This is a genomic window from Nonomuraea sp. NPDC049141 (assembly GCF_040648415.1).
Taxonomy (GTDB): Bacteria; Actinomycetota; Actinomycetes; order Streptosporangiales; family Streptosporangiaceae; genus Nonomuraea.
Genome location: NZ_JBEZDR010000019.1, coordinates 217,549 through 239,253 on the forward strand (window position 1 = coordinate 217,549; position 21,705 = coordinate 239,253).

General features: G+C 71.8%; 19 protein-coding genes and 1 pseudogene. 13 read left to right on the top strand and 7 right to left on the bottom strand.

Annotation, left to right across the window (positions count from 1 at the left end; genetic code table 11):
* Window positions 1–7 precede the first annotated feature (7 nt).
* Genes AB0B91_RS44850 through aroQ form a run of 4 tightly spaced genes read left to right on the top strand, consistent with a single transcriptional unit; the run spans window position 8 to window position 4,295 of the window.
* Window positions 8–1,108: a hypothetical protein gene (locus tag AB0B91_RS44850; protein WP_358334220.1), complete on the top strand. Its 1,101-nt coding sequence runs from the start codon at window positions 8–10 to the stop codon at window positions 1,106–1,108.
* A complete protein-coding gene (locus AB0B91_RS44855) occupies window positions 1,105–2,532 on the top strand; it encodes a hypothetical protein (protein WP_358334223.1) in 1,428 nt (475 codons plus the stop codon). The genes AB0B91_RS44850 and AB0B91_RS44855 overlap by 4 nt, the downstream gene beginning before the upstream one ends.
* Window positions 2,523–3,815 (top strand): AAA family ATPase, encoded by a 1,293-nt coding sequence (locus AB0B91_RS44860; RefSeq protein WP_358334226.1) that lies wholly within the window; start codon window positions 2,523–2,525, stop codon window positions 3,813–3,815. The genes AB0B91_RS44855 and AB0B91_RS44860 overlap by 10 nt, the downstream gene beginning before the upstream one ends.
* 24 nt (window positions 3,816–3,839) lie before the next feature.
* Window positions 3,840–4,295, top strand: a complete 456-nt coding sequence (gene aroQ, locus AB0B91_RS44865; RefSeq protein WP_358334229.1) for a type II 3-dehydroquinate dehydratase — start codon at window positions 3,840–3,842, stop codon at window positions 4,293–4,295.
* On the opposite strand, the gene AB0B91_RS44870 is transcribed toward aroQ, so the two are convergent.
* Entirely contained in the window at window positions 4,296–5,195 is a 900-nt protein-coding gene (locus tag AB0B91_RS44870) for a ThuA domain-containing protein (RefSeq protein WP_358334233.1), read from the bottom strand. It abuts the gene before it with no gap.
* A 153-nt stretch (window positions 5,196–5,348) separates the two neighbouring features.
* On the opposite strand from AB0B91_RS44870, the gene AB0B91_RS44875 reads away from it, so the two are divergent.
* Window positions 5,349–7,472: a PQQ-binding-like beta-propeller repeat protein gene (locus AB0B91_RS44875; protein ID WP_358334236.1), complete on the top strand. Its 2,124-nt coding sequence runs from the start codon at window positions 5,349–5,351 to the stop codon at window positions 7,470–7,472.
* Here the strand turns inward: AB0B91_RS44875 and AB0B91_RS44880 are convergent.
* The 3 genes from AB0B91_RS44880 to AB0B91_RS44890 are packed head-to-tail and all read right to left on the bottom strand — an operon-like array spanning window position 7,466 to window position 10,162.
* A complete protein-coding gene (locus tag AB0B91_RS44880; protein ID WP_358334239.1) occupies window positions 7,466–8,209 on the bottom strand; it encodes a citryl-CoA lyase in 744 nt (247 codons plus the stop codon). The genes AB0B91_RS44875 and AB0B91_RS44880 overlap by 7 nt on opposite strands.
* Window positions 8,202–9,356, bottom strand: coding sequence for a CoA transferase (locus tag AB0B91_RS44885; protein WP_358334242.1), 1,155 nt, complete (start codon window positions 9,354–9,356; stop codon window positions 8,202–8,204). Before AB0B91_RS44885 ends, AB0B91_RS44880 begins: the two co-directional genes overlap by 8 nt.
* Before the next feature lie 32 nt (window positions 9,357–9,388).
* Complete coding sequence (locus AB0B91_RS44890; RefSeq protein WP_358334245.1) at window positions 9,389–10,162, bottom strand: IclR family transcriptional regulator; 774 nt, start codon at window positions 10,160–10,162, stop codon at window positions 9,389–9,391.
* A 185-nt stretch (window positions 10,163–10,347) separates the two neighbouring features.
* Here AB0B91_RS44890 and AB0B91_RS44895 point away from each other — a divergent pair, with 185 nt between their 5' ends.
* The 6 genes from AB0B91_RS44895 (at window position 10,348) to AB0B91_RS44920 (ending at window position 18,136) form a co-directional block, all read left to right on the top strand.
* On the top strand, window positions 10,348–11,796 hold the full coding sequence (locus tag AB0B91_RS44895) for an aldehyde dehydrogenase family protein (protein ID WP_358334248.1): 1,449 nt from the start codon (window positions 10,348–10,350) through the stop codon (window positions 11,794–11,796).
* Complete coding sequence (locus AB0B91_RS44900) at window positions 11,793–13,511, top strand: thiamine pyrophosphate-binding protein (RefSeq protein ID WP_358334251.1); 1,719 nt, start codon at window positions 11,793–11,795, stop codon at window positions 13,509–13,511. The genes AB0B91_RS44895 and AB0B91_RS44900 overlap by 4 nt, the downstream gene beginning before the upstream one ends.
* A 114-nt stretch (window positions 13,512–13,625) precedes the next feature.
* Entirely contained in the window at window positions 13,626–14,768 is a 1,143-nt protein-coding gene (locus AB0B91_RS44905; RefSeq protein ID WP_358334254.1) for an ABC transporter substrate-binding protein, read from the top strand.
* Between the two features lie 7 nt (window positions 14,769–14,775).
* Complete coding sequence (locus tag AB0B91_RS44910) at window positions 14,776–15,645, top strand: branched-chain amino acid ABC transporter permease (RefSeq protein ID WP_358334257.1); 870 nt, start codon at window positions 14,776–14,778, stop codon at window positions 15,643–15,645.
* Complete coding sequence (locus tag AB0B91_RS44915) at window positions 15,642–17,438, top strand: branched-chain amino acid ABC transporter ATP-binding protein/permease (protein ID WP_358334260.1); 1,797 nt, start codon at window positions 15,642–15,644, stop codon at window positions 17,436–17,438. Before AB0B91_RS44910 ends, AB0B91_RS44915 begins: the two co-directional genes overlap by 4 nt.
* Entirely contained in the window at window positions 17,435–18,136 is a 702-nt protein-coding gene (locus AB0B91_RS44920) for an ABC transporter ATP-binding protein (protein ID WP_358334263.1), read from the top strand. Before AB0B91_RS44915 ends, AB0B91_RS44920 begins: the two co-directional genes overlap by 4 nt.
* Window positions 18,137–18,181: 45 nt before the next feature.
* Here the strand turns inward: AB0B91_RS44920 and AB0B91_RS44925 are convergent, their stop codons facing one another.
* The 3 genes from AB0B91_RS44925 to AB0B91_RS44935 all read right to left on the bottom strand — a co-directional run bounded on the left by AB0B91_RS44925 (window position 18,182) and on the right by AB0B91_RS44935 (window position 21,176).
* The gene (locus tag AB0B91_RS44925) at window positions 18,182–18,997 is read right to left on the bottom strand and encodes an N-acyl homoserine lactonase family protein (RefSeq protein WP_358334266.1); all 816 of its coding nucleotides are present in this window, start codon (window positions 18,995–18,997) and stop codon (window positions 18,182–18,184) included.
* Window positions 18,998–19,055: 58 nt separating this feature from the next.
* Window positions 19,056–20,393 (bottom strand): MFS transporter, encoded by a 1,338-nt coding sequence (locus AB0B91_RS44930; protein ID WP_358334269.1) that lies wholly within the window; start codon window positions 20,391–20,393, stop codon window positions 19,056–19,058.
* Between the two features lie 117 nt (window positions 20,394–20,510).
* Complete coding sequence (locus AB0B91_RS44935) at window positions 20,511–21,176, bottom strand: TetR/AcrR family transcriptional regulator (protein ID WP_358334272.1); 666 nt, start codon at window positions 21,174–21,176, stop codon at window positions 20,511–20,513.
* Between the two features lie 41 nt (window positions 21,177–21,217).
* Between AB0B91_RS44935 and AB0B91_RS44940 the strand changes: the two genes are divergently transcribed.
* Together AB0B91_RS44940 and AB0B91_RS44945 are read left to right on the top strand one after the other, a co-directional pair.
* A complete protein-coding gene (locus AB0B91_RS44940) occupies window positions 21,218–21,469 on the top strand; it encodes a hypothetical protein (protein WP_358334275.1) in 252 nt (83 codons plus the stop codon).
* Window positions 21,466–21,705, top strand: a pseudogene (locus AB0B91_RS44945) (RNA-guided endonuclease TnpB family protein); the annotation flags it as partial. The gene AB0B91_RS44940 and the pseudogene AB0B91_RS44945, both read left to right, overlap by 4 nt.

The following is a 21,705-nucleotide window of genomic DNA, read 5'->3' on the forward strand; positions in this document are numbered from 1 at the left end:
GCGGCCGATGAACCGGCTTGACGCGCTGCGAGGCACGACGCCACCGAAGCCGCACGACGCCCGTGCCATCGCCGCGCTCGCGGCGAACCCCGGCTGCTCGCGCAGAGCGCTCATGGACGGCGCCGGGATCGACAAGGACGCCGCGGCCCGGCACCTGGGCTTCCCCGCGCCGTTCGGCCAGTCGCCGTTCGCGATCACCCGGGGCAACATGTTCGAGGCGCTGGTGAAGGCCGACGGCTGCGCCGAGCTGCTGCGCATGCTGCGGGAGCAGCTCGGGCTGCCGATCGCCGAGGTGGCCTACCACGACGTGGAGAACGTCGGCGCGCACCTGCGCCACGCCCACACCAGGGCGCTGTTCGACCGGGCGGTGTCCGAGGGGCAGGACGCGGGGACGGTCTACGACCACCCGCTGCTCAGTCTGGAGATCGCCGGGCACGCCGCCTACCTGGAGCCGGACGTGGTGGCGTTCCAGCTCGGCGGGCGCTTCCACATCGTGGAGATCAAGTCGTTCGCGGTGATCGACGGGCAGGCGGACCCGGCCGCGGTGGCCGCCGCGGCCCGGCAGGCGGCGGTGTACGTGCTGGCGCTGCGCCGGCTGCTCGGCGAGCTGGGGCACGACCCGCTGCGGGTCTCGCACGAGGTGGTGCTGGTCTGCCCGGAGAACTTCGCCAACCGGCCGGTCGCCACACTGGTGGACGTACGCCCGCAGCTCGCCGTGCTGGAACGCCAGCTCGACCGGATGACGGGCCTCGACCGGCTGCTCGACGTGCTGCCCGAGGACGTCACGTTCGACCTGCTGCCGGGCGAGGACGGGCTGCCGACCCGGTCCGCCGCCGAGCTGGCCGACGCGCTGCGCGGGACCGACGCCCGGTACGCGCCCGACTGCCTGTCAACCTGCGACCTGTGCTTCTTCTGCCGCGACGAGGCCCGCCAGGAGGGCGCCTCCGACCTGCTGGGCCGCCACGTACGCGACGAGCTGGGCGGCGTCGCCTCCGTCGGCGAGGCGCTCGGGCTGGCCGACGGCACCCGCGACCCGGCCCCGGGCCAGGAGGAGATCGCCCGGCTGCTGCGCAACGCCGAACGCCTGCGCAGAGAGTGCCTGACGTGAGCCTGCTCACCTCGCTCGCCCGGCTGCGGGCCCTCGACGAGGGCATCGCGCAGCCCATCGCGACCGTCCGGCACTGCCACCTGTCGGCGCGGCCGATGGTGTTCATCCCGCTCAAGCTCTCCGGCGAGGCCGCCGCGCCGCTGGCCGCCATGCTCGGCACCGACCGCGCCCAGCCCCGGCTGCTGGTGGTGACCCAGCCGCGCAACCGCGATCTGCGCTTCGCCTGGGCCGCCGAGCTGGCCGGGCTGCTGCTGCCGTACATCCAGAGTTTCCTGAGCGAGATGGAGACGGTGGAGCGGAAGAACGCCGATCCGTACGAGCGGGCGCTCGACGCGCCGCAGCTGATCGTGCCGAACCAGGCGGGTGTGGCGTTCACCCGGCTGCTCGGCAGGTCCACCCGGTTCCGCCGGGCCGACGGGCCCTACCCGGTGCCCACGGGGGTTCCGCTGCTCGGCAGGTGGCTGACCTGGTTCGCCGAGCGGGCCGGATATCCGGGGTCGTCGCTGACGCTCGCCGCGAGCGAGGAGCTGGGCCGGCACTGGGCGAGCGGGCAGAGCGGCCTCGAGGACGCGAACCTGGCCGCGCTGCTCGCCTGGATCACCGACGGGCCGAGCGACGACGCGGAGGATCCGCTGATCTGGCCGCCGGCGGGACCGGTCACCGATCCGGGGTTCGACGCCGAGGTGCTGGCGCCGGCGATCGAGAAGGGCTCGGCCGAACGCGTCACCGAGGCCCTGCGCACCCAGCTCGAACCCACCTGGCGGCTCATGTGGCAGGCGATCGACCTGCTCGGCGGCCTGCCCGAGGGGGCCAGCGTGGCGCAGCGGTGGGAGCAGGACCGCGCCTCGTTCAGCGGCCTGGCCGCGCAGATCGAGGACGGCGGGCCGCCGCAGGCCAGGCATGACGGCGCGATCGCCGCCGCCGCGCGGCTGGCCCGCATGGAACGCGCCCAGGCCGCCTACGAGGTGCAGCGGGCCTATGACGACCCGCTGGTCATGGCCGAGTACCGGCTGACCGGCGAGGCGTTCGCGGGCGAGGTCATGGAGACCGAGCCGGAGAACTTCGAGGGCGAGGGCCGCTCGCGCAAGCTGCGCCCGCTCGTGGTGGTCAAGACCGACGATCCCGTACGCCTGCCGCCCGGCACCGCGCTCGGCACCCCGCAGCGGCGCGGCCAGGGCGCCCAGCTGGTGGAGGCGAGCGACGGCCTGGTCACCCTGAAGATCACCAAGGGCATGGGCCGCGGCAAGACGCCCACTCCCGGCGCGGTGCCCGAGGTGGGCGAGCGGGTCTGCTACACCTCGCTCACCGACGACTTCCAGGGCGCGCCGAGCCTGCCCGACGCGGAGGCGACGCCGTGGACGCACGGCGGCCCGCCGCAGGAATACCGCCCCACCGACGAGGACGCCCGGGAGGAATGGTCGTGACCGCGGACGAGGCCAGTCCGGAGCAGGTCATCAGGAACGTGCTCGCCGACCTGCCGAAGAACCGCGGTGTGGTGGTCGACTCCCCGCCGGGGGCGGGCAAGTCCACGCTCGTGGTCCGGGCCGCCGCCCACCTGGCCGAGACCGGCGAGCCGCTGATGATCGTCGCCCAGACCAACGAGCAGGTCGACGACCTGGTGGCGCGGATCTCGGAGCGGCATCCCCATCTGACGGTCGGACGGCTGTCGGCGAGCGGCTACGTGCCGCCGCTGCGCCTGCTGGAGCTGCCCGGCGTCACGGTCGGCACGAGGATCCAGGATCTCGGCGACCCCGACATCATGATCGCCACGTCGGACAAGTGGGCGTGGATCTCCGGCCGCACCTGGCCGTGGGCGATCGTGGACGAGGCGTACCAGATGCGCTCGGACAAGCTGCTGCGCATCGCCGGGCTGTTCGAGCGGGCGCTGTTCGTGGGCGACCCCGGGCAGCTCGACCCGTTCTCGATCGTGGACGGCGACCGCTGGTCCGGCCTGTCGTGGGACCCGCTGCAGAGCGCGGTCTCGGTGCTGCTGCGGCACAATCCCGACCTGCCGGTGCACCGGCTGCCGGTGTCGTGGCGGCTGCCCGCCTCGGCCGCGCCGGTGGTGTCGCGGGCGTTCTACCCGTTCACCGGGTTCCGGTCGGGCACCGGGGCCGGCGAGCGTCGGCTGGAGCTGGCCACCGGCGGCATGGGCACCGTGCACGACCGGGCGCTGGAGGAGGCGGCCCGCTCCGGCTGGGCGCTGCTGGAGCTGCCCAACCGCCACACGGTGCGCACCGACGGCGAGGCCGTGCAGGCGGTGGCGCTGCTGGCCGAGCGGCTGCTGCAGCGCGGCGCGGTGGCGGGCTCGGAGCAGGGTGAGCGGCCGGTGACCGCCGACCGGATCGCGGTCGGCGCGGCGCACCGCGACCAGGTGGCGGCGATCAGGAACGCGGGACTGCCGCCGGACATCACCGTCGACACCGCCAACCGGCTGCAGGGCCGCGAGTACGACGTGACGATCGTGCTGCACCCGCTGTCGGGCCGCCGGGACGCCACCGCGTTCCACCTGGAGTCGGGGCGGCTGTGCGTGCTGGCCTCGCGGCACCGGCACGCGTGCGTGGTGGTGGCCAGGGCGGGCATCGCCGAGCTGCTCGACGCCCATCCGTCGGCGGAGCCGGTACGGCTGGGCGTGCCGGTGAAGTTCCCCGACGGCTGGGAGGCCAACCAGTCGGTCCTGGAGCACCTGGCCCGCCACCGGGTGTAGCGACGACCATGAAGTGAGGCATGTGTGACATCCGTCTACGTTCTCAACGGCCCGAACCTCAACCTGCTCGGCACCCGCAAGCCGGAGGTGTACGGCACCACGACGCTGGCCGACGTCGAGCAGCTGTGCGGCGAGGAGGCCGCCGAGCTCGGCCTCGACCTCCGGTTCCGGCAGTCGAACCACGAGGGGCAGCTCATCGACTGGATCCACGAGGCCGGGGCCGAGGTCAAGGCCGGGCGGTGCGTCGGCGCGGTGTTCAATCCCGGCGCCTACACGCACACGTCCGTCGCCCTGCACGACGCCATCGAGGGCGTGGAGCTGCCGGTGATCGAGCTGCACATCTCCAACGTGCACGCGCGCGAGCCGTTCCGGCACCACTCCTACATCTCGCCGGTCGCGCGGAGCATCGTGGTCGGGTTCGGCGTGTACGGCTACGTGCTGGCGCTGCGCGGCCTCCACCACGCCGCCACCCAGAAGTGATCAGCGGCAGAAGGGCGCCATGCCCATCGCCGACTTGACGCCGCCGGTCAGGTGGCCGAGGAAGCGCTGGTCGCCGGTCCACGCCTGCACCTCGTGGCCGAGCGTGGTGACCCACGACCGGCCGCCGTCGTAGTACTGGCACCAGGAGACCGGGTGGTCCCTGCCGTGCCCGGGGTGGCCGAGGTTGCCGCGGGTGCCCTTGAGCATGGTGCTCTCGTCGACCTGGGCCAGGACGCGGACGCGGGTGGGGGCCGGGACGAGGTTGTACCACTCGTCGCTGAACGTCCAGGCCGGCGGAAGACCCTGGGTCGAGGCGTCGCGCCGATCGACCGTGCGTACGGTGGCGGGCTGATCGGGGCCGTGGTCGTAGAAGTTGGACTCGCCGAGCAGCCCTTCGTACCAGGGCCAGTTGTACTCGGTGCCGAAGGCGTTGTGCACGCCGACGAAGCCGCCGCCCGCCCTGACGTACTGGCGCAGCGCGGTCTGGGCGGCGTCGTCGAGCGCGTCCCTGGTCGTGCTGAGGAACATCACCGCGTTGTACTTCAGCAGGCTCTGGGCTGAGGCGAGCTGGGTGACGTCCTCGGTGTAGTCGACCGCGAAGCCGTTGTCCTGGCCCAGCTTGAGCACCGCCTTCACGGCCACGTTGTCGTCGTTGAGCGGCGGGTTGAGACCCGGCCCGAGCACGGTGCCGAGGTGGGCGTGGCGGGGGCCGGCCGTGCGCGTGTAGACGAGCAGGCGGTAGCCCTTGGCCGGGTCGAAGTTGCCCCAGTCGTGGTAGCAGCGGGCGTCGGTGCCCCGGCACACACCGCCGGCGGGGGCGGGATCGTCGGAGGTGGCGGCTGAAGCGGGTAAGCCGACCGCCAGCAGCAGGGCGGCGGTCACGAGCGTCGAGGGTCTCACGGGCACCTCCGGGTCCACCAGGTGGATCGATCGTTCCACAGCGTAGCCAGCGGTCCGAGACCCGGCAAGGTCTTGTCTTCACCGCCGCACCGGCTTATTGTGCGTCCGTTAAGCGGATCTATAGGTCCATCTAGTGGACCACAAGAAGGCGTGGTGCCAGTGGAACGACGTAACTTCCTCATCGGCGCGGCCGCGGCACTGGCCGTGCCCGCTCGTACGGACGCTCCCGCTCCCGTCCCGGAACAGCAGTCCCCCGCCCTGGGCAGCGCGGGCAGCGACTTCCCCAAGGTCTGTGGCAACCTCGGCAACCACAACCACTCGCCGCTCAAGAAGATCACCGCGCGCAACCTGGACCGCCTCGGCGGCGCCTGGCACGTCAACCTGGAGGGCGGCAGCACCGCCGCGCCCCAGCAGAGCACCTGCGTCGTGCAGGACGGCATCCTGTACGTCCAGACCACCCAGCAGAACGTCTTCGCCGTGGACGGCAGGACCGGAGCGCTGAAGTGGAAGACGAACCTCGGCACCAAGCAGACGAACATGCGCGGGGTCGCCCTCGGCGAGGGCCTGGTCTTCTCCACCTCCGGCGCCAACATCGTCTACGCCCTGGCCAAGGAGAGCGGCCAGGTGGTGTGGCAGCGGCAGCTCATCACCGAGGACGAGGGCGGCGGCGACACCGGCGGCTGCGATCCCCAGAACGGGCAGTGCGGCGGCCTGACCGGCACCCTGGCCGGAGCGGTCGTCTACTGGGACGGGCTGATCTACGTCGGCATGCAGGGCAGCACCGGCGGCGCCCGGGGCCGCGCCTACGCCCTGAAGGCGGCCACGGGCGAGGTGGCGTGGACGTTCTGGGCGTGTCCGGGCGAGGGCCAGTTCGGCAACGACACCTGGGAGGGCGAGTCCTGGAAGACCGGCGGCGCGGTGCCGTGGATCCACCCCGCGATCGACCCGGACCTCGGGCTGGTCTACTGGACCTTCGGCGGCTCCTACCCCCGGCTGGACGGTTCGAGCCGGGGTGGCGACAACCTGTTCGCCAACTCGATCGTGGCCATCGACGCCAAGACCGGCAAGCGCGCGTGGCACTTCCAGTCGGTGCACCACGACATCTGGGACCTGGACAACGTCATGGCGCCGGTGCTCGTGGACGTGCGGATCGGCCGCGACAAGCGCAAGGTCGTGGTCTACGGCAGCAAGGCCGGCATGTTCTACTTCCTCGACCGGGCGACGGGTGAGCCGGTCCACGGCGTGACGGAGCGGCCGGTGCCCCAGGACTTACGCCAGAAGACCGCGCCGACGCAGCCGTTCCCCGGCGGTGAGCCGTTCATCACGCAGGCGCCGGAGTTCGGCAAGGCGACCAGGCCGGTGCCGTTCTACGCCTGGGGCGGCCTCTACACGCCGCACTGGGACCGGGCGACCATCATCTTTCCCGGCGCGGGCGGCGGCGCCGACTGGGCGCACCTGTCGTTCAACCCGCACACGGGCTGGATCTACGTCGGCTACGGGCTGATCAACTCCGGCTTCTCCAACAGCCGCGACGGCCGGGTCAACACCTCGCGCCCGCTGGGCGAGTACTTCGCGGGGGGCATCGCGGCCGTCGATCCCCGTACCAACAAGCCGGTGTGGACCCTCGACAGGGAGTGGTCACTCGCGCACGGCAACGGCATCCTCACCACGGCCGGGCGGGTGATGTTCCAGGGCGGCCCCGACGGGGTGCTGCACGCGATGGACGACACCGACGGGAAGATCCTGTGGAGCTTCCAGTGCGGCGCCGGGGTGCACACCAGCCCGATCAGCTACGAGATCGCCGGCGAGCAGTACATCGCGGTCCTGGCGGGCGGAAACGGGCTGCCGTACCCGGACATCCCGCGCGGTGACCACCTGTGGGCGTTCAAGCTCGGCGGCAAGGTGGCACCCGCGGCGGCGCCCGTACCGCCCAAGAAACGCAACGACATCAGGACCGCCGCCGTCGCCGGCACGACGGTCACGCTGGGCCGCGTCTGGGACGCGGCAAACCAGCGGCCGGGCCCGGCCGAGAACACCGTCGCCCAGAACGCCATGTCGCCGCAGCACCTGCGGGTGCCCAAGGGGACGGCCGTCACGTTCACCAATCCGGCGGACAACGCTTTCGCGCACGCCGCCGTCTCCTTCTTCGAGTACGAGTTCGACAGCGGCGTGCTGATGCCGGGGCAGTCGTTCACCCACACCTTCGCCACGCCCGGCGAGTACTTCTACAACGACGCGATCTTCCCGCAGAACACCGGGAAGATCGTCGTCTACTGACCGAGGTATGTCGGCCGGATCGAGGGGGGCAGCGGGCCCTTGTTGCGCCGCCCCTGCCCCGCCTCCTCCCAGGCGTGCGCGAGGATGCCGACGCTGCGGCCGAGCACGAACAGGCCCCTGGCCAGCGGCGCGGGGAAGCCCAGCTCGGCGTAGACGACGGCGGTCGCGCCGTCGATGTTCATCGGGACCGGGCTGATCAGCTCCTCCACCTCCTCGGCCACCCGCAGATGGTCGCCCGCCACGACCCCGTCCGCCACCGCCCGCTCCACCAGGCCGAGCAGCGGATCACGGCGCGGGTCACGGGTGTGGAAGCGGTGCCCGAACCCGGGCAGGTACTTGTCGCGGGCCCGCCAGCGGGCCACCGTGGCCGCGGTGTCGCCGCAGGCCAGCGCCTCCTCCAGCAGCTCCACGCACTGCTCCCCCGCGCCGCCGTGCACGTCGCCCAGCAGGTTGACGCCGGTGGCGACGGCGTTGTTCAGCCCGACGCCGCAGGTGATCGCCATCCGCGCGACGGCGATGGACGGCGCGTGCGGGCCGTGGTCGACCGAGGAGACCAGCGCGGCCTCCAGCAGCGCCGCCCGCCGCGGGTCGGGCAGGTCGCCACGGAGCATGAGCCAGATCATCTCCGCGAACCCCACTCGGCCGATCAGCTCCTGGACCGGCCGGCCGCGCAGTTCGATGACGTCCGGCTCGATCCTGGAGACGGCGGTGCCCCACCAGTCGGCCGCCTCACTCATGCGCGTACTCCTCGTTGTGGGCGCCCAGCAGCGGCGGGGCGGCCGGGGGGCGCAGCGGTTCGTCGTCCACGAGCACGCCGTTGCCGGTGACGGTCAGGCGGCGGTCGCTCCCGCCGGGGAAGCTCAGGTCGGTGAGGAAGCCGCGATGCCGGAGCTGGTCGAGCGCCAGCGCCTGCGGGACGGTCAGGACGCGGGCGGCGGGCACGCCGTGACCGGAAAGCAGTTCCTCCCACTCCTGCGCGGTCCTGGCCCGCAGCGCGCCGTTGAGCTCGGCGTTCAGCGCCTTCCGGTGGAGCTTGCGCGCCTCGGGGAGGGCGAATCGCGCATCGGCCACGAGGCCGGGGCGGCCGATCAGCCGGCAGAGCGTCTCGAACTGCGTCTGCTGGTTGGCGGCGATGTTGAGCGGCCCGTCGGCGGTCTCGAACGTGCCCGACGGCGCCGCGGTGGCGTTCTGGTCGCCCATCGGCTCCGGCTCGACGCCGCTGACCAGGTAGTTGGACACGGTCCAGCCCATGGCGGAGATCGACGCCTCCAGCATGGACAGATCCAGGAAGCTGCCCCGCCCGGTGCGGTGCCGTCCGGCGAGCGAGGCGCAGATCGCCATGGCGGCCATCAGCCCGCCGACCGTGTCGCAGACCGGGAAGCCGACGCGCATCGGCACCGTGTCGGGGGTGCCGGTGACGCTCATCATGCCCGACAGCCCCTGGATGATCTGGTCGTAGGCGGGCGCCCCGCTCATCGGGCCGCTCTGCCCGAAGCCGGAGATCGCGCAGTAGATCAGCCGCGGGTTGAGCTCACGCAGCCGGTCGCGGTCGTAGCCGAGCCTGGCCAGCACCCCGGCCCGGAAGTTCTCCAGCAGGACGTCGGCGCCGGTGACCATCGCCTCGAACGCCACCCGCCCCGCCGGGCTCTTCAGGTCGAGCTCCACCGACTTCTTGCCCGCGTTCTGGGCCAGGAAGGAGGCGCCGAGCCGGTCCCGGTTGAGCTCGTCATCAGGGCCGAGGCGCCTGGCCAGGTCCCCGCTGCCGGGCAGCTCGACCTTGACGACCTCGGCGCCGAACAGCATCAGCTGGTAGCTGCAGTAGGGTCCGGCGAGCACGCTGGTCAGATCGACGACCTTGACACCGTCCAGTGGCAACTGCTGCATTCACGCTCTCCCATCGTTAAGGCTCCCGATGCTCAGGTCAGGGGATGGTCGAACCCGCGCTCCGACATGCGCCCCGCCACCTCGCCCAGGTCCGCGACGAACTCCGCCACCCGCTCGTCCGTGAACCGCACGGTCGGGCCGCTGAGCGTGAGCGCCGCCACGATCGCCTTGGCGCCGCCGGTCACGGGCACCGCGACGGCGGACAGACCGGGCTCACGCTCGCCGTGGCTGACCGCGTGGCCGTCGGCCGCCGCCTGGGCGATCCACTGCCGCAGCGTCTCCAGGTGCACCTCGCCGTGCGGAGAGGTGCGGGCGATCCGCGTCAGGAGCCGCGCGGGCGCGTCCCTGAGCAGGACCTTCGAGGAGGCGCCCGCCCACATCGGCAGCTCGTCGCCGACCCGCACCACGTGGCGCAGCGGCTGCGGGCTCTCCTGCTGGGCGATGCAGACGCGGTGGACGTCCCTGGCGACGTAGAGGTTGACGGTCTCGCGCTGCCGGGCCGCCAGGTCGCGCATGAGCTTGACGGTCTCCGGTGGCAGCTCCCACGCGCTGCGGGCCAGGTGCGCCCAGCGCCACAGGGCGGGCCCCGCGGTGTAGCCCTTGGGCGCGGCCCACAGCAGGCCCATGTGCTCCAAGGTCTGCAGCAGGCGCAGCGCCGTCGTCTTGGCCAAGCCGGTCTCGTCGACGACCTCGCGGATCGTCAGGATCCGCCGGTCCTCGCCGAGCAGGGACAGGATGTCGAACGCTCGCTGGACGCTGCGCACGCCACCGGACTCGCCGGATTCTGCCGGGAAGTTCGCAGGCACGGGTCCTCACTTGTCGGTCGAAGGTGAACTCCTGCTCACCCTCTCATGCGGTCCGTACGCTAACACTCGGTCCATTATACGGTCCAGACGTTCCACTACGCGGTTCCTCTTGCGCGGACTGGAATGTCCTCATACTTTGAGCAAGTCCACAGTGCGGTTCTGATGCACCACCTAGTGGAGTCGAGATGGATGCGATCTACCAAGCGGGCTGCCTGGTCGCCGGGACATGGCTGACCGACGGCCCGACGGCCGAACGAACCGGCCCCTACCTGCGGCGGACGGTCAGCCGGGCCCGCACGGCGACGCCGGACGACATCACCCGGGCCCTGGCCTACGCCGGGCAAGCCGCCCGGGCGGTGGCGCGGTTAGCCCCCGCGACCAGGGCCGCGATCCTCGAACGCGGCGCGGCCGAGGTCACCGCCCGCGGCGAGGAACTGGCCCGGCTGCTGGCCGTCGAGCTCGGCAAGCCGCTGAAGGACGGGCGCGGAGAGGTGCTGCGGGTGGCCGACACGCTGTCGGTGTCGGCGGCCGAGGCCAGGGCGCTGGGCGGCGAGGTGCTGCCGGTGGCGGGCTGGGCCCGCGGCGTGGGCAACACCGCGCTGACCTGCCGCGCCCCCGCCGGTCCCGTGCTGGCGATCACCCCGTTCAACGCCCCGGCGAACCTGCTGGCGCACAAGCTCGGCGCCTCCTTCGCCGCGGGCAACACCACGATCGTCAAGCCGCCCCCGCAGGCGCCCGCGGTCTCGACGGAGCTGGTGCGGATCCTGCTCGACGCCGGGATGCCGGTCGAGGCCGTACAGGTGCTGCACGGCGGCGCCGACGTGGGCGCGCGGCTGTGCGCGGCGCCCGAGATCGCCGTGGTCAGCTTCACCGGCGGCGTGACGGCGGGCGCCGCCGTCGCCCGCGCCGCCGGGCCCAAGCGGGTGCTGCTGGAGCTGGGCGGCAACGCCGCCACGATCGTGTGCGAGGACGCCGACGTGGCCGAGGCGGCGCGGATCTGCGCGCGTACCGGCTACAGCAACTCGGGGCAGAGCTGCATCTCGGTGCAGCGGGTCTACGTGCAGCGCGGCAGGTTCGAGGAGTTCGTGGCCGCCCTGACCGCCGAGGTGAAGGCCCTGGTCGTAGGTGACCCGCTGGACCCGGCGACGGACGTCGGCTCGATGGTGGACGACGACGCCGCCGCGCGGGTGGCCCGCTGGGCCGGCGAGGCGGCCGGCCAGGGCGCCGTGATCACCACCGGCGGCGGCCGGTCGGGGGCGGTGATGGAGCCGACCGTGGTCGCCGCGCCGCCCGCCGACGCCAGGCTGGTGCGCGAGGAGGTGTTCGGCGCGCTGGTGGCCGTGCTCCCCTACGACGAGTTCGGGGAGGTCATCGAGGCGTGCAACGCCAGCAGGTACGGCCTGCAGGCCGGTCTGTTCACGCATGACGTGCGACGGATCGTCCAGGCGTGGCGCGAGTTGGAGGTCGGCGGGCTGGTGGTCAACGGGTCGTCGAACTTCCGCCTCGACCACGTCCCCTTCGGCGGCGTCAAGGACTCCGGCATCGGCCGCGAGTCACCCCGCTGGATGATCGAGGACTTCACCGTGACCAAGACCCTCCTGCTGCGGGGCCTGACCATCTGGGGAGAAGAATGACCGCCACCGCCGCGCACGCGCTCGTCGCGCAGTTGGAGGACCTCGGCGTCTCGCACGTCTTCGGCACCTGTGGCCACACCAACATCGCCGTGCTGGACGCGCTCGCCGACAGCCGGATCCGGTTCGTCATCGCCCGGCACGAGCAGGCCGCCGCGCACGCCGCCGACGGCTACGCCCGTGTGTCGGGCGAGCCGGGCGTGCTGCTCGTCCACGTCGGGCCCGGCCTGACCAACGCCACCACCGGGGTGCTGACCGCGGCGCTCGACTCGGTGCCGCTGGTGGTGATCTCCGGCGACGTCCCCTCCTACTACCACGGGCGGCATCCGCACCAGGAGATCAACCTGCACGCCGACGCCGACCAGGCGGCCGTCTTCCGGCCGTTCGTCAAGCGGGCGTGGAACGTGCACCGCGCCCAGGACCTCGGCCGGGCCGTGGAGCGCGCCTTCTGGACGGCGACGACGGGACGGCCGGGGGCGGTGCTGGTCAACGTGCCCATGGACGTCTTCTCGCGGGCCGCCGAGCCGTACCCGTCCCTCAGCCGCGCCGAGCCGCCCGGCCTGCCGGCGGAGGTCGCCGAGCGGATCGCCGCCGCGCTCGCCGGGGCCGAGCGGCCGCTGATCTACGCGGGCGGCGGGCTGCGCGACGACGCCGAGGCGCTGCTCGGCCTGGCCGAGCACCTCGACATCCCGATCGCCCACTCGCTGATGGCCAAGGGGACCGTGCCCGACGCGCACCCGTTGGTCCTCGGCATGACCGGATTCTGGGGGCTGGAGCTCACCAACGACTACGCCCGGGACGCCGACGTGGTGCTGGCGCTGGGCACCCGCTTCGCCGAGACCGACTCCAGTTCCTGGGATCCCCGCTTCACCTGGACGCTCGGCGACAAGAGCAGGCTGCTCCAGATCGACCTCGACCCGGCCGAGATCGGCCGCAACTACCCGGCGGAGATCGGCGCGGTCGCCGACGCCGCTCTGGCCATCAGGGCGATAGCCGCGGCGGCCACGTCCCATCCCGCGACGAGCCGTCCCGCGCTGCGGGAACGGATCCGCGCGGCCAGGTCGGAGCTGTTCGCCGCCAGCAGGGAACGCGGGCGCGCCGGCGACTTCCCGCTGCGGCCCGAGCGCATCCTGGCCGACCTGCGCGACTCGGTGCCCCCGGACACGATCCTCGTCACCGACGTCGGCTGGAACAAGAACGGCGTGGCGCAGTGCTACGAGCTGCCGCCCGAGGGCCGGTTCATCACCCCCGGCGGCGCCTCCACGATGGGCTTCGGCCCCGCCGCGGCCGTCGGCGCGCAGCTCGCCGAGCCGGGCAGGACCGTGGTCGCGCTGATCGGCGACGGCGGCATGAGCGCCCAGCTCCCGGCCGTGCCGCTGGCGGTGGAGGCGGGCGCGCCGGTGATCTTCGTGGTGATGAACAACCGGTCCCACGGCACGATCTCCGACCTGCAGTCCGCGCACTTCGGCCGCAGCCACGGCTGCGACTTCACCGACCCCGCAGGGCGGCCCTACAGCCCGGACTTCGCCGCCCTCGCGCGGGCCTGCGGGGCCGGCGGGCACACCGTCACCGCACCTGAGGACCTCCGTACGGCCCTGCGCAAGGCAGTGGCCGACCGGCGGCCCGCGGTGATCGACGTGCCCATGGTCAACGAGCCCGTCCCCACCCCTGGCCACTGGAACATCAAGGACATCTACCAGAGCGTCTTCCCCGACTGAAACCGTTGCACGTTCGCTCTTTCCTCTGGTGACCCCCGGCCGTATAACTAACGTACTAGTTCGTGCATTAAGCGGCTCTATCCCGAAAAATCCCCCCAAACGAGGTGAACCGTGTTGTCCGCGAGATTCCCCGTCGCCGCCGTGTCGCTCATCATCACGCTGGCCGCCTGCTCGGCGCCCGGACAGCAGTCCGGCACGAAGGCCGATGCCACAGGACCCATCAAGGTCGCCAACATCAACGCGCAGAGCGGCCAGCTCAGCTCGCTCGGCAAATGGGAGAGCAAGGGCGTCAAGCTGGCCGTCGACGAGGCCAACAAGGCCGGCGGCGTCAACGGGCGGCAGATCCAGCTCGACCTGTTCGACGACCAGGGCGATCCCACGGTCGGCACGAACCTCGCCAGGAAGATCGCCGGTGGCGGCTACGTCGCCATGCTCGGCACCGCCGAGAGCGCCGTCACCCTGGCCATGGCGCCGATACTCAAGGACGCCGGGATCCCGAACATCACCTCGGGACAGTCGCCCAAGCTCGCCGCGCTCAAGAGCCCGTTCCTGTTCCTGAACGCGCCGACCAGCGTGACCTACGACGAGACGCTGGCCAAGTACCTCGTCGACGACAAGGGCCACAAGAAGATCGCGCTGATCAGCAACAACGGCACGTACGGCGCGGGTGAGCACGACGCCTTCCTGGCCGCCCTCAAGACCAGGAACGTCACTCCCGTCGCCGACGAGGCCGTCACCCCCGACCAGAAGGACTTCAGCGCCTCCCTCACCGCGATCCGGCAGAAGGACCCCGACGTGCTGTTCATCGGCGCCGAGGAGGTCGAGTCCGGGCTGATCGCCAAGCAGGCCCGCGAGCTGGGGCTGAAGGCGGTCCTGGCGGGCGGCGCGCCGATGGGCACGGACGTGTACGTCACCACCGCGGGGGCGGACAACGCCGAGGGCTCGGTCATCAGCTCGCCGTACCTCAGCAACGACACGAGCGAGGCGAGCAAGACCTTCTCGGCCGCCTACCAGGCCGCGTTCGGCGAGGCCGCCGAGCTGCACGGCGCCAAGGCCTACGACGGCGCCAAGATCCTCATCGAGGCGCTCAAGCAGACCAAGGGCGCCGGCGGCCGGCCGCTCGCCGACGCGATCCGCGCGGTCAAGCGTGACGGCCTGCTCGGCGACTTCGCCTACGACGACTCCGGGGTGGGCATCCACGCCACCCAGATCGGCCTCATCAAGGCCGGGAAGATCGTCGCCGAGTCGGCCGGCTAGGAGAACCGTGCAGGTCTTTCTGCAGACCCTCATCGGCGGCGTCACGTTCGGCGCGGTGTACGCGCTGGTCGCCATGGGCTTCTCGATCGTCTACCGCACCATGGGCCTGGTGAACTTCGCCCACGGCAACGTGGTGATGATCGGCGCCTACGCCGCCTCCAACCTCTACATGTTCGCCAAGCTGCCCTTCCCCGTCGCGGTCGCGGTGGCGATCGCGGTGACCGGGCTGATCGGCCTGGTCATCGAGCGGGTGCTGCGCCCGCTGGAGAACAAGGACTTCGACCTGATGCTGATCGGCACGATCGGTTTCGGGACCGTGCTGGAGGCCGGGGCGATCCGCGTGTTCGGCGCGACCGGCCACGCGGTGCCGTCGCCGGTGGCGACCGCGCCGCTGGACCTCGCCGGGATCAAGATCCCGACCTACAGCCTGGTGGTCATCGGCGTGGCGGCCGCGGCCACCGTGCTGCTGGGGATGTTCCTGCAGCGCACCAAGCGGGGCGCGGCCATGCAGGCGGTCGCGATGGATCACGAGGCGGCCACCGCCGTCGGCATCCACGTCGGCCGCAGCAACGCGATGGCCTTCGCCATCGGCGCGGGCCTGGCGGCGCTGGCCGGCGGGCTCATCGGGCCGATGCTCTACGTCAGCCCCACGATGGGCGGCTCGCTGGGCATCAAGGGCTTCGCCGCCGCGATCTTCGGCGGCTTCGGCAGCATGCGGGGCGCGATCGCCGGCGGCATGGCGTTCGGGCTGCTCGACTCGTTCGCGGCCGGCCATTTCCAGGAGTACTCGGAGCTGGTGACGTTCCTGGTCTTCGCCGCCATCGTGATGGTCCGCCCTACCGGCATCTTCGGAGAGACGACGGTGAACCGAGCGTGAAACGGCTGATCCCCCTCATCGCCGCCGCCGTGGCAGCCTGGCTGCTGCCGTACGGGCTGGGCGGATACGCGATCCACGTCGTCGACGTGGCGATCATCTTCGCGGTCCTCGGCATCGGCCTCGGGCTGGCCATGGGCGTGGCCGGGCAGATCAATCTGGCGCAGATCGCCTTCTTCGGCGTCGGCGCCTACGCCGTCGCCATCCTCACCACCCGCGCCGGGTTCGGCTTCTGGACCGCCGCCGTGCTCGCCCTGCTGGCCGCCGTCCTCGTCGGGCTGCTGGTGGGCCTGCCCGCGCTGCGGATGCAGTCGCACTACCTGGGCATCGTCACGCTCGGGCTGGCGCTGGCCTTCGTCAACTGGATCACCAACGCGACCGTCGCCGGGCGGGCCGAGGGCATCAGCGACATCCCGGTGCCGCCGCTGTTCGGGGTGGACCTGTCCAGCGAGTACCTCTTCTACTACGTCGAACTGGTGGCGTTCGCGCTCGCGCTGGCGTTCGCGCTGTTCCTGACCCACTCGCCGCTCGGCCGCAGGCTGCGCGCCATGCGCGACGACGACCTGGCCGCCGGCGCGCTCGGCGCGGAGATCCCGCTGCTGCGCATGACCGCCTTCGTGCTGTCCGGCCTGTACGGCGGCATCGCCGGAGTCCTGTACGCCGGGCTCATCCGTTTCGTGGCGCCGGAGACGTTCAGCATCGCCAACATGTTCCTGCTGCTGGCCATGGTGATCATCGGCGGCAGGCGGAGCATCCTCGGCTGCGTCGTCGGGGCGGTGGCGCTGTCGCTGGTCAGGGAGGCGCTGCTGGACGTGTCGGCCTACGCCCAGCTCGGCTACGGGACCGTGGTCGTCCTCGTGGTGGTCTTCGCTCCCACCGGTCTGGCCGGGCTGCCCGCCCGGCTCCGGCGCCGCCGGGCCGCCGGGGCCAGAGCCACCTTGGGGCCCTTCCAGCCGTACGAGCGGGCGGATGCCGACGCGAGCACGGGCACGGGCGGTGACCTGCTGGAGATCGATGGGGTGACCATGCGGTTCAAGGGTCTGACCGCGCTCGACCAGGTGTCACTCACGATCACGGCCGGCGAGATCCGCGGTGTGGTGGGGCCCAACGGGTCGGGCAAGACGACCCTGTTCAACGTCGTGAGCGGCTTCTACACGCCGACGTCGGGCCGGATCCTGTTCCGGGGGCGGGAGGTCACCGGCGCGGCTCCGTACCGGCTGTCGCTGCTGGGGGTGGCCCGCACGTTCCAGAACCTGCGGCTGTTCGGCGACCTGACCGTCCGGGAGAACGTCCTGGTCGGCCTGGACCGCACGCGGACGCGCTGGGTCTGGCGCTACCTCGCGCTGCCCTGGAGCGTGCTCGGGTTCGAGCGTGCGCTGCGGGAGCGGGCCGGGGAGCTGATCGACCGGTTCGGGCTGCGGGACTTCGCCGACGCCGCGCCGCGCGCGCTGCCGTACGGGATCCAGCGGCGCATCGAGATGGCCCGCGCGATGGCGATGGCGCCCGCGCTGCTGCTGCTCGACGAGCCGGCGGCCGGGCTCAACGGCGGGGAGGTGCGGCAGCTGGCCGAGATCGTCCGTTCGATCAGGGACTCCGGCGTGACGGTCGTGGTGATCGAGCACAACATGGGCCTGGTCATGTCGCTGTGCGACCGGGTCACCGTACTGTCCGGCGGGAAGGTCATCGCCGACGGCGCCCCCGCGGACGTCGCCGTCCAGCCCGACGTGGTCGCGGCCTACCTGGGCGACTCGATGTCCGCCCCGTCCGAGTCCGCCGTCGAGGAGGCCATCAAATGAGCACGCTGATCGTCGAGGGACTGTCGGTGCACTACGGCGGGGTGCGGGCCGCCCACGACGTGAGTTTCACGGTGGAGCCCGGCCAGTCGCTGGGCATCATCGGCGCCAACGGGGCGGGCAAGACCTCCACCCTCAAGGCCGTCATGGGCCTGGCGCCCCGGCAGGCCAGGCGCATCGGGTTCGGCGAGCACGACCTGCTCCGCGCGCCCGCGCACACCCTGGTCCGCCACGGCATCGGCTACGTCCCCGAGGGGCGGCACGTCTTCCCGGGGCTGTCGGTGGAGAAGAACCTGCTGCTGGGCGCCTACACCGGAAACTGGAAGCGGACGCCGATCGGCGAGGTCTACGACCTGTTCCCGGTGCTCGGCGAGATGCGGCACCGCCTGGCCGGGGCGCTGTCCGGGGGTCAGCAGCAGATGCTGGCCATCGGCCGGGCGCTCATGTGCCGCCCCCGGGTGATGCTGCTCGACGAACCGTCGATGGGACTGTCGCCGATCCTGGTCGAGGAGATCGTGACCGCGCTGAAGCGGCTGAACGGCGACGGGCTGAGCATCGTGCTGGTCGAGCAGAACGCCAAGCTCACCTTCGACGTCACCGCCACCTGCCTGGTCATGGAGAACGGCGAGATCGCGGCCACCGGCACCTCGGCCGCCCTGCGGGTCGATCCCCAGGTCCGGCGCATCTACCTCGGCCTGTGACCGCAGCCCCGGCCTGTGAGCCGCCACCTCGGTCGGTGGGTGCTCCTACTCGGCGATCACGGCGACCCGGCCGCTCAGAGCCTCGGTGAGCGGCGGGAAGCGGGTGAGCACCTCGGGGTCGTGACCGGCCACCACCAGGTGCGGCCCGTCGGCGAGCTCGTTGATCCGGTCGAAGGCGCCGTACATGCCGGTCATGCTGTGCAGGATCGGGAACGGCCGGTCGCTCTCGATGTTCTCGTAGAAGTGGCTCGCGTCCGAGGCGATCACCACGTGGCCGCGCGCGGTCCGGATCCGCACCACCTGCATGCCGGCCGTGTGGCCGCCGACCAGGTGGACGCTCAGCCCGGGGACCAGCTCGGCGTCACCGTCGAGCAGGTCCACCCTGCCGTCCTTCTCCGCCTCCCGCAGGTGCGCCACGTCGCCCTCGTCCATCAGCCAGCGTTCCCTGGCGACGCGCCGGGCCCAGGGGCCGGTCCAGTAGTCGAGCTCGGCCCGCTGCAGGACGTACCGGGCGGCGCCGAACTCGCGGGCCGTGCCGGTGTGGTCGTAGTGCAGGTGGGTGAGCACCACGTGATCGACCGAGCCGGCGGGCACGCCCAGCTCGGCCATCGTCTCGGCGGGCGAGGCCAGGTAGTCGAGGCCGTCGATCTTCGCGGCGCGGGCGCGGCTGATGCCGGTGTCGACGACGACGGTGTGCCGGTCGGAGACGGCAAGCCAGGTGTAGTAGGCCGTCGGGTGCGGCTCGCCCGCCCGCCCGTCGTGGCCGTGGAAGTGCTCGCCGCGCAGGGCGTCGCGCCGCGCGTACCGGATGGCGTAGACGCGAAACTCACCGCCCGCGACCGCACCCGCGCCTCCACTCACGCCTTGCCCACTGCCCACGCCTGCCCGGCCGTCACACCGCGCGCGCCCTTCACGCCCTTCACGCCGTGCTCGCCGTCGCCGTCTGTGCGGGGGTGGTGGTCTTGGCGCCGAGCTGGTCGGTGGGGATCCGGTACGTCTCCCGCGCGGTGGCCACCGCGGCCACATTGATCAGGCACACCACCGCGGTGAGCACCGAGACCCCCAGCCAGCTCCCCCGGCCCGTGCCGGCCACCGCCGTGGCGACCGTGGGCGCGAACCCGGCGATGGCGAAGCCGATCTGCGTGCCGATCGCCATCCCGGACAGCCGCACCCGGGTGCTGAACATCTCCCCGTAGAACGACGGCCAGACCCCGCTGGTCGCACTGTGCACGACACCGAACATCAGGATCCCCACCACGAAGATCAGCGGATAGCCACCGGCCGAGATCGCCCAGAGGTAGGCGAAGATCAGCACCGCGCACCCCAGCGAGCCGCCGATGAACACCGGCTTGCGCCCCACCCGGTCCGACAGCGCCCCCCACAGCGGGATCGTGATCACCGCCGCGACATTGGCCAGCACGCCGACCCACAGCATCGGCGCCCGCTCCAGCCCCACCGTGTTGACCGCGTACGACAGCGCGTGCACGGTGAAGATCGTGCTCACCGACGCGATGACCGCGGCCACGACCACCCGCAGCACGTCCGTCCCGTGCTCGCGGAACAGCACGGCCAGCGGCATCTTGGCGACACCGTTCTCGGCGACCTCCCGCTCGAAGGCGGGCGTCTCCTCCAGCGTGCGCCGGATCACGAACCCCACCGCCGCCACCACGATGCTCAGCCAGAACGGCACCCGCCAGCCCCAGCTCAGCAGCTGCTCCTCGGGCAGCGCGGCGATCGGCAGGAAGATCGCGGTCGCGATGATCTGCCCGGCCTGCGTGCCGTTGAGCGTGAAGCTGGTGTAGTAGGCGCGGCGTCCGGCCGGAGCGTGCTCGAGCGTCATGGAGTTGGCGCCCGCCTGCTCACCCGAGACCGAGAACCCCTGCATCAGGCGCAGCACCACCAGCAGCACCGGGGCCAGCACCCCGACCTGGTCGTAGGTGGGCAGGCAGCCGACCAGGAACGTCGACAGGCCCATCAGCACCAGCGTGGAGACCAGCACCTTCTTGCGCCCGAACTTGTCCCCTATGTGGCCGAGCACGAACGCGCCGACGGGCCTGGCCAGGTAGCCGACGCCGAACGTGGCCAGGGCCAGCAGCGTTCCGGTGCCCGGAGCGGACGTGGGAAAGAAGATCTTGCTGAAGACCAGGGCGGCGGCGGTGCCGTAGATGAAGAAGTCGTAGTACTCCAGGGCACTGCCGATCCAGGCGGCGATCGCGGCCTTGCGCGGCTTGCCCTGGGGGGTGGGTGCGTTGGTCACGGGGGCTCCTCCCGGGTGAGATAGCCCCGAAACTAACTCACTGGTTCGTACATTACAAGAGTGTGAATGACCCTTCTCCAGAGCGGCTGTGATCGTGTGCGCCGGTCCGCCCGCAGGTCACGGGGGCGCGCCCGCGCCGCGCAGGTAGGCGACGGTCAGCTCGCCGACCATCGTGCGCAGCCTGGCACGGTGCTCGGGCGCGGTCATGTCGCGGCCGAACAGCGCCCCGAACGTGTGCTGGTTGGCGACCCTGAAGAAGCAGAACGCGCTGATCATCATGTGCACGTCGATGGCGTCGGCCTCGGTGACGAAGTCGCCGGACTCCTGCCCCGCGTCGAGGATGCGGGAGATGAGGTCGAGGACGGGCGTGCCCAGGTTGCCCAGCAGCTCGGACTTGCGGATGTGCTCGGCCTCGTGGATGTTCTCGATGCCGACCAGCTTGATGAAGTCGCGGTGCGCGTCGTGGTGGTCGAAGGTCAGCTCCGCCAGTGTGCGGATGGCCTCCACCGGCGCCAGGTGCGCCACGTCGACGGTCCGCTCGGCGGCCCGCACCTCGGTGTAGGCCTTCTCCAGAACGGCGATGTAGAGCTGCTCCTTGCCGCCGAAATAGTAGTAGATCATGCGCTTGGTGGTGCGCGTCCGCTCGGCGATCTCGTCCACCCTGGCCCCGGCGTATCCGTGCCGCGCGAACTCCCGCTGCGCCACCTGGAGGATCTCCGCCTTGGTCCGGTCGGCGTCACGCTGACGTTCGCCACCGGCGCGGGCGAGTGGCTGCGAGGTCATGAGGCTCCATGGTCAGGCCAACGGGGTCACGTTCATCTGAATTGTGGCACGAAGACTCGGTCTGGCAGCGCCGGGAGGAAGCCCCACCCTTCTTAGGAGGTGCGCGATGGCGATCCCGCCGCTCCGCCACCAAACGGCACGGCCTGCCCACCGTCGTGCAGCTCCGGCTCACGCCCGCCCCGGGTCAGGCCGAGGCGCTGGCGGCGGCGGTGTTGTTGTGCAATGAGGCGGCCACCGTCGTGTCCCGCCTGGCGTGGCGGCATCGCGTCTTCGCTGTGGTGGAGTTGCAGTGAGCTGGAATCGCGACGCCCGCACGGTGTCGCTGTGGACTCCCACCGGCCGCGTCACCGTCCCCTACACCGGCCGGCCAGACGACCTCAAAGCCATCGACACGCTGCCGCTCGGTGAGGCCGACCTGATCTGCCGACGCGGCGTGTGGCTGCTGAAGGTCACCCTCACCCTGCCCACACCGGCGGTACGCGAGCCGGTCGGCGGCTTCGTCGGGGTGGATCAAGGGGTGGCCAACCTG

Coding starts and splice junctions, on each gene's coding strand:
- AB0B91_RS44880 (WP_358334239.1), bottom strand. CDS start 8,209: ATGAGTGAGGCGGCCGACTGGTGGGGCACCGCCGTCTCCAGGATCGAG.
- AB0B91_RS44920 (WP_358334263.1), top strand. CDS start 17,435: ATGAGCACGCTGATCGTCGAGGGACTGTCGGTGCACTACGGCGGGGTG.
- AB0B91_RS44935 (WP_358334272.1), bottom strand. CDS start 21,176: ATGACCTCGCAGCCACTCGCCCGCGCCGGTGGCGAACGTCAGCGTGAC.
- AB0B91_RS44900 (WP_358334251.1), top strand. CDS start 11,793: ATGACCGCCACCGCCGCGCACGCGCTCGTCGCGCAGTTGGAGGACCTC.
- AB0B91_RS44850 (WP_358334220.1), top strand. CDS start 8: ATGAACCGGCTTGACGCGCTGCGAGGCACGACGCCACCGAAGCCGCAC.
- AB0B91_RS44860 (WP_358334226.1), top strand. CDS start 2,523: ATGGTCGTGACCGCGGACGAGGCCAGTCCGGAGCAGGTCATCAGGAAC.
- AB0B91_RS44895 (WP_358334248.1), top strand. CDS start 10,348: ATGGATGCGATCTACCAAGCGGGCTGCCTGGTCGCCGGGACATGGCTG.
- AB0B91_RS44885 (WP_358334242.1), bottom strand. CDS start 9,356: ATGCAGCAGTTGCCACTGGACGGTGTCAAGGTCGTCGATCTGACCAGC.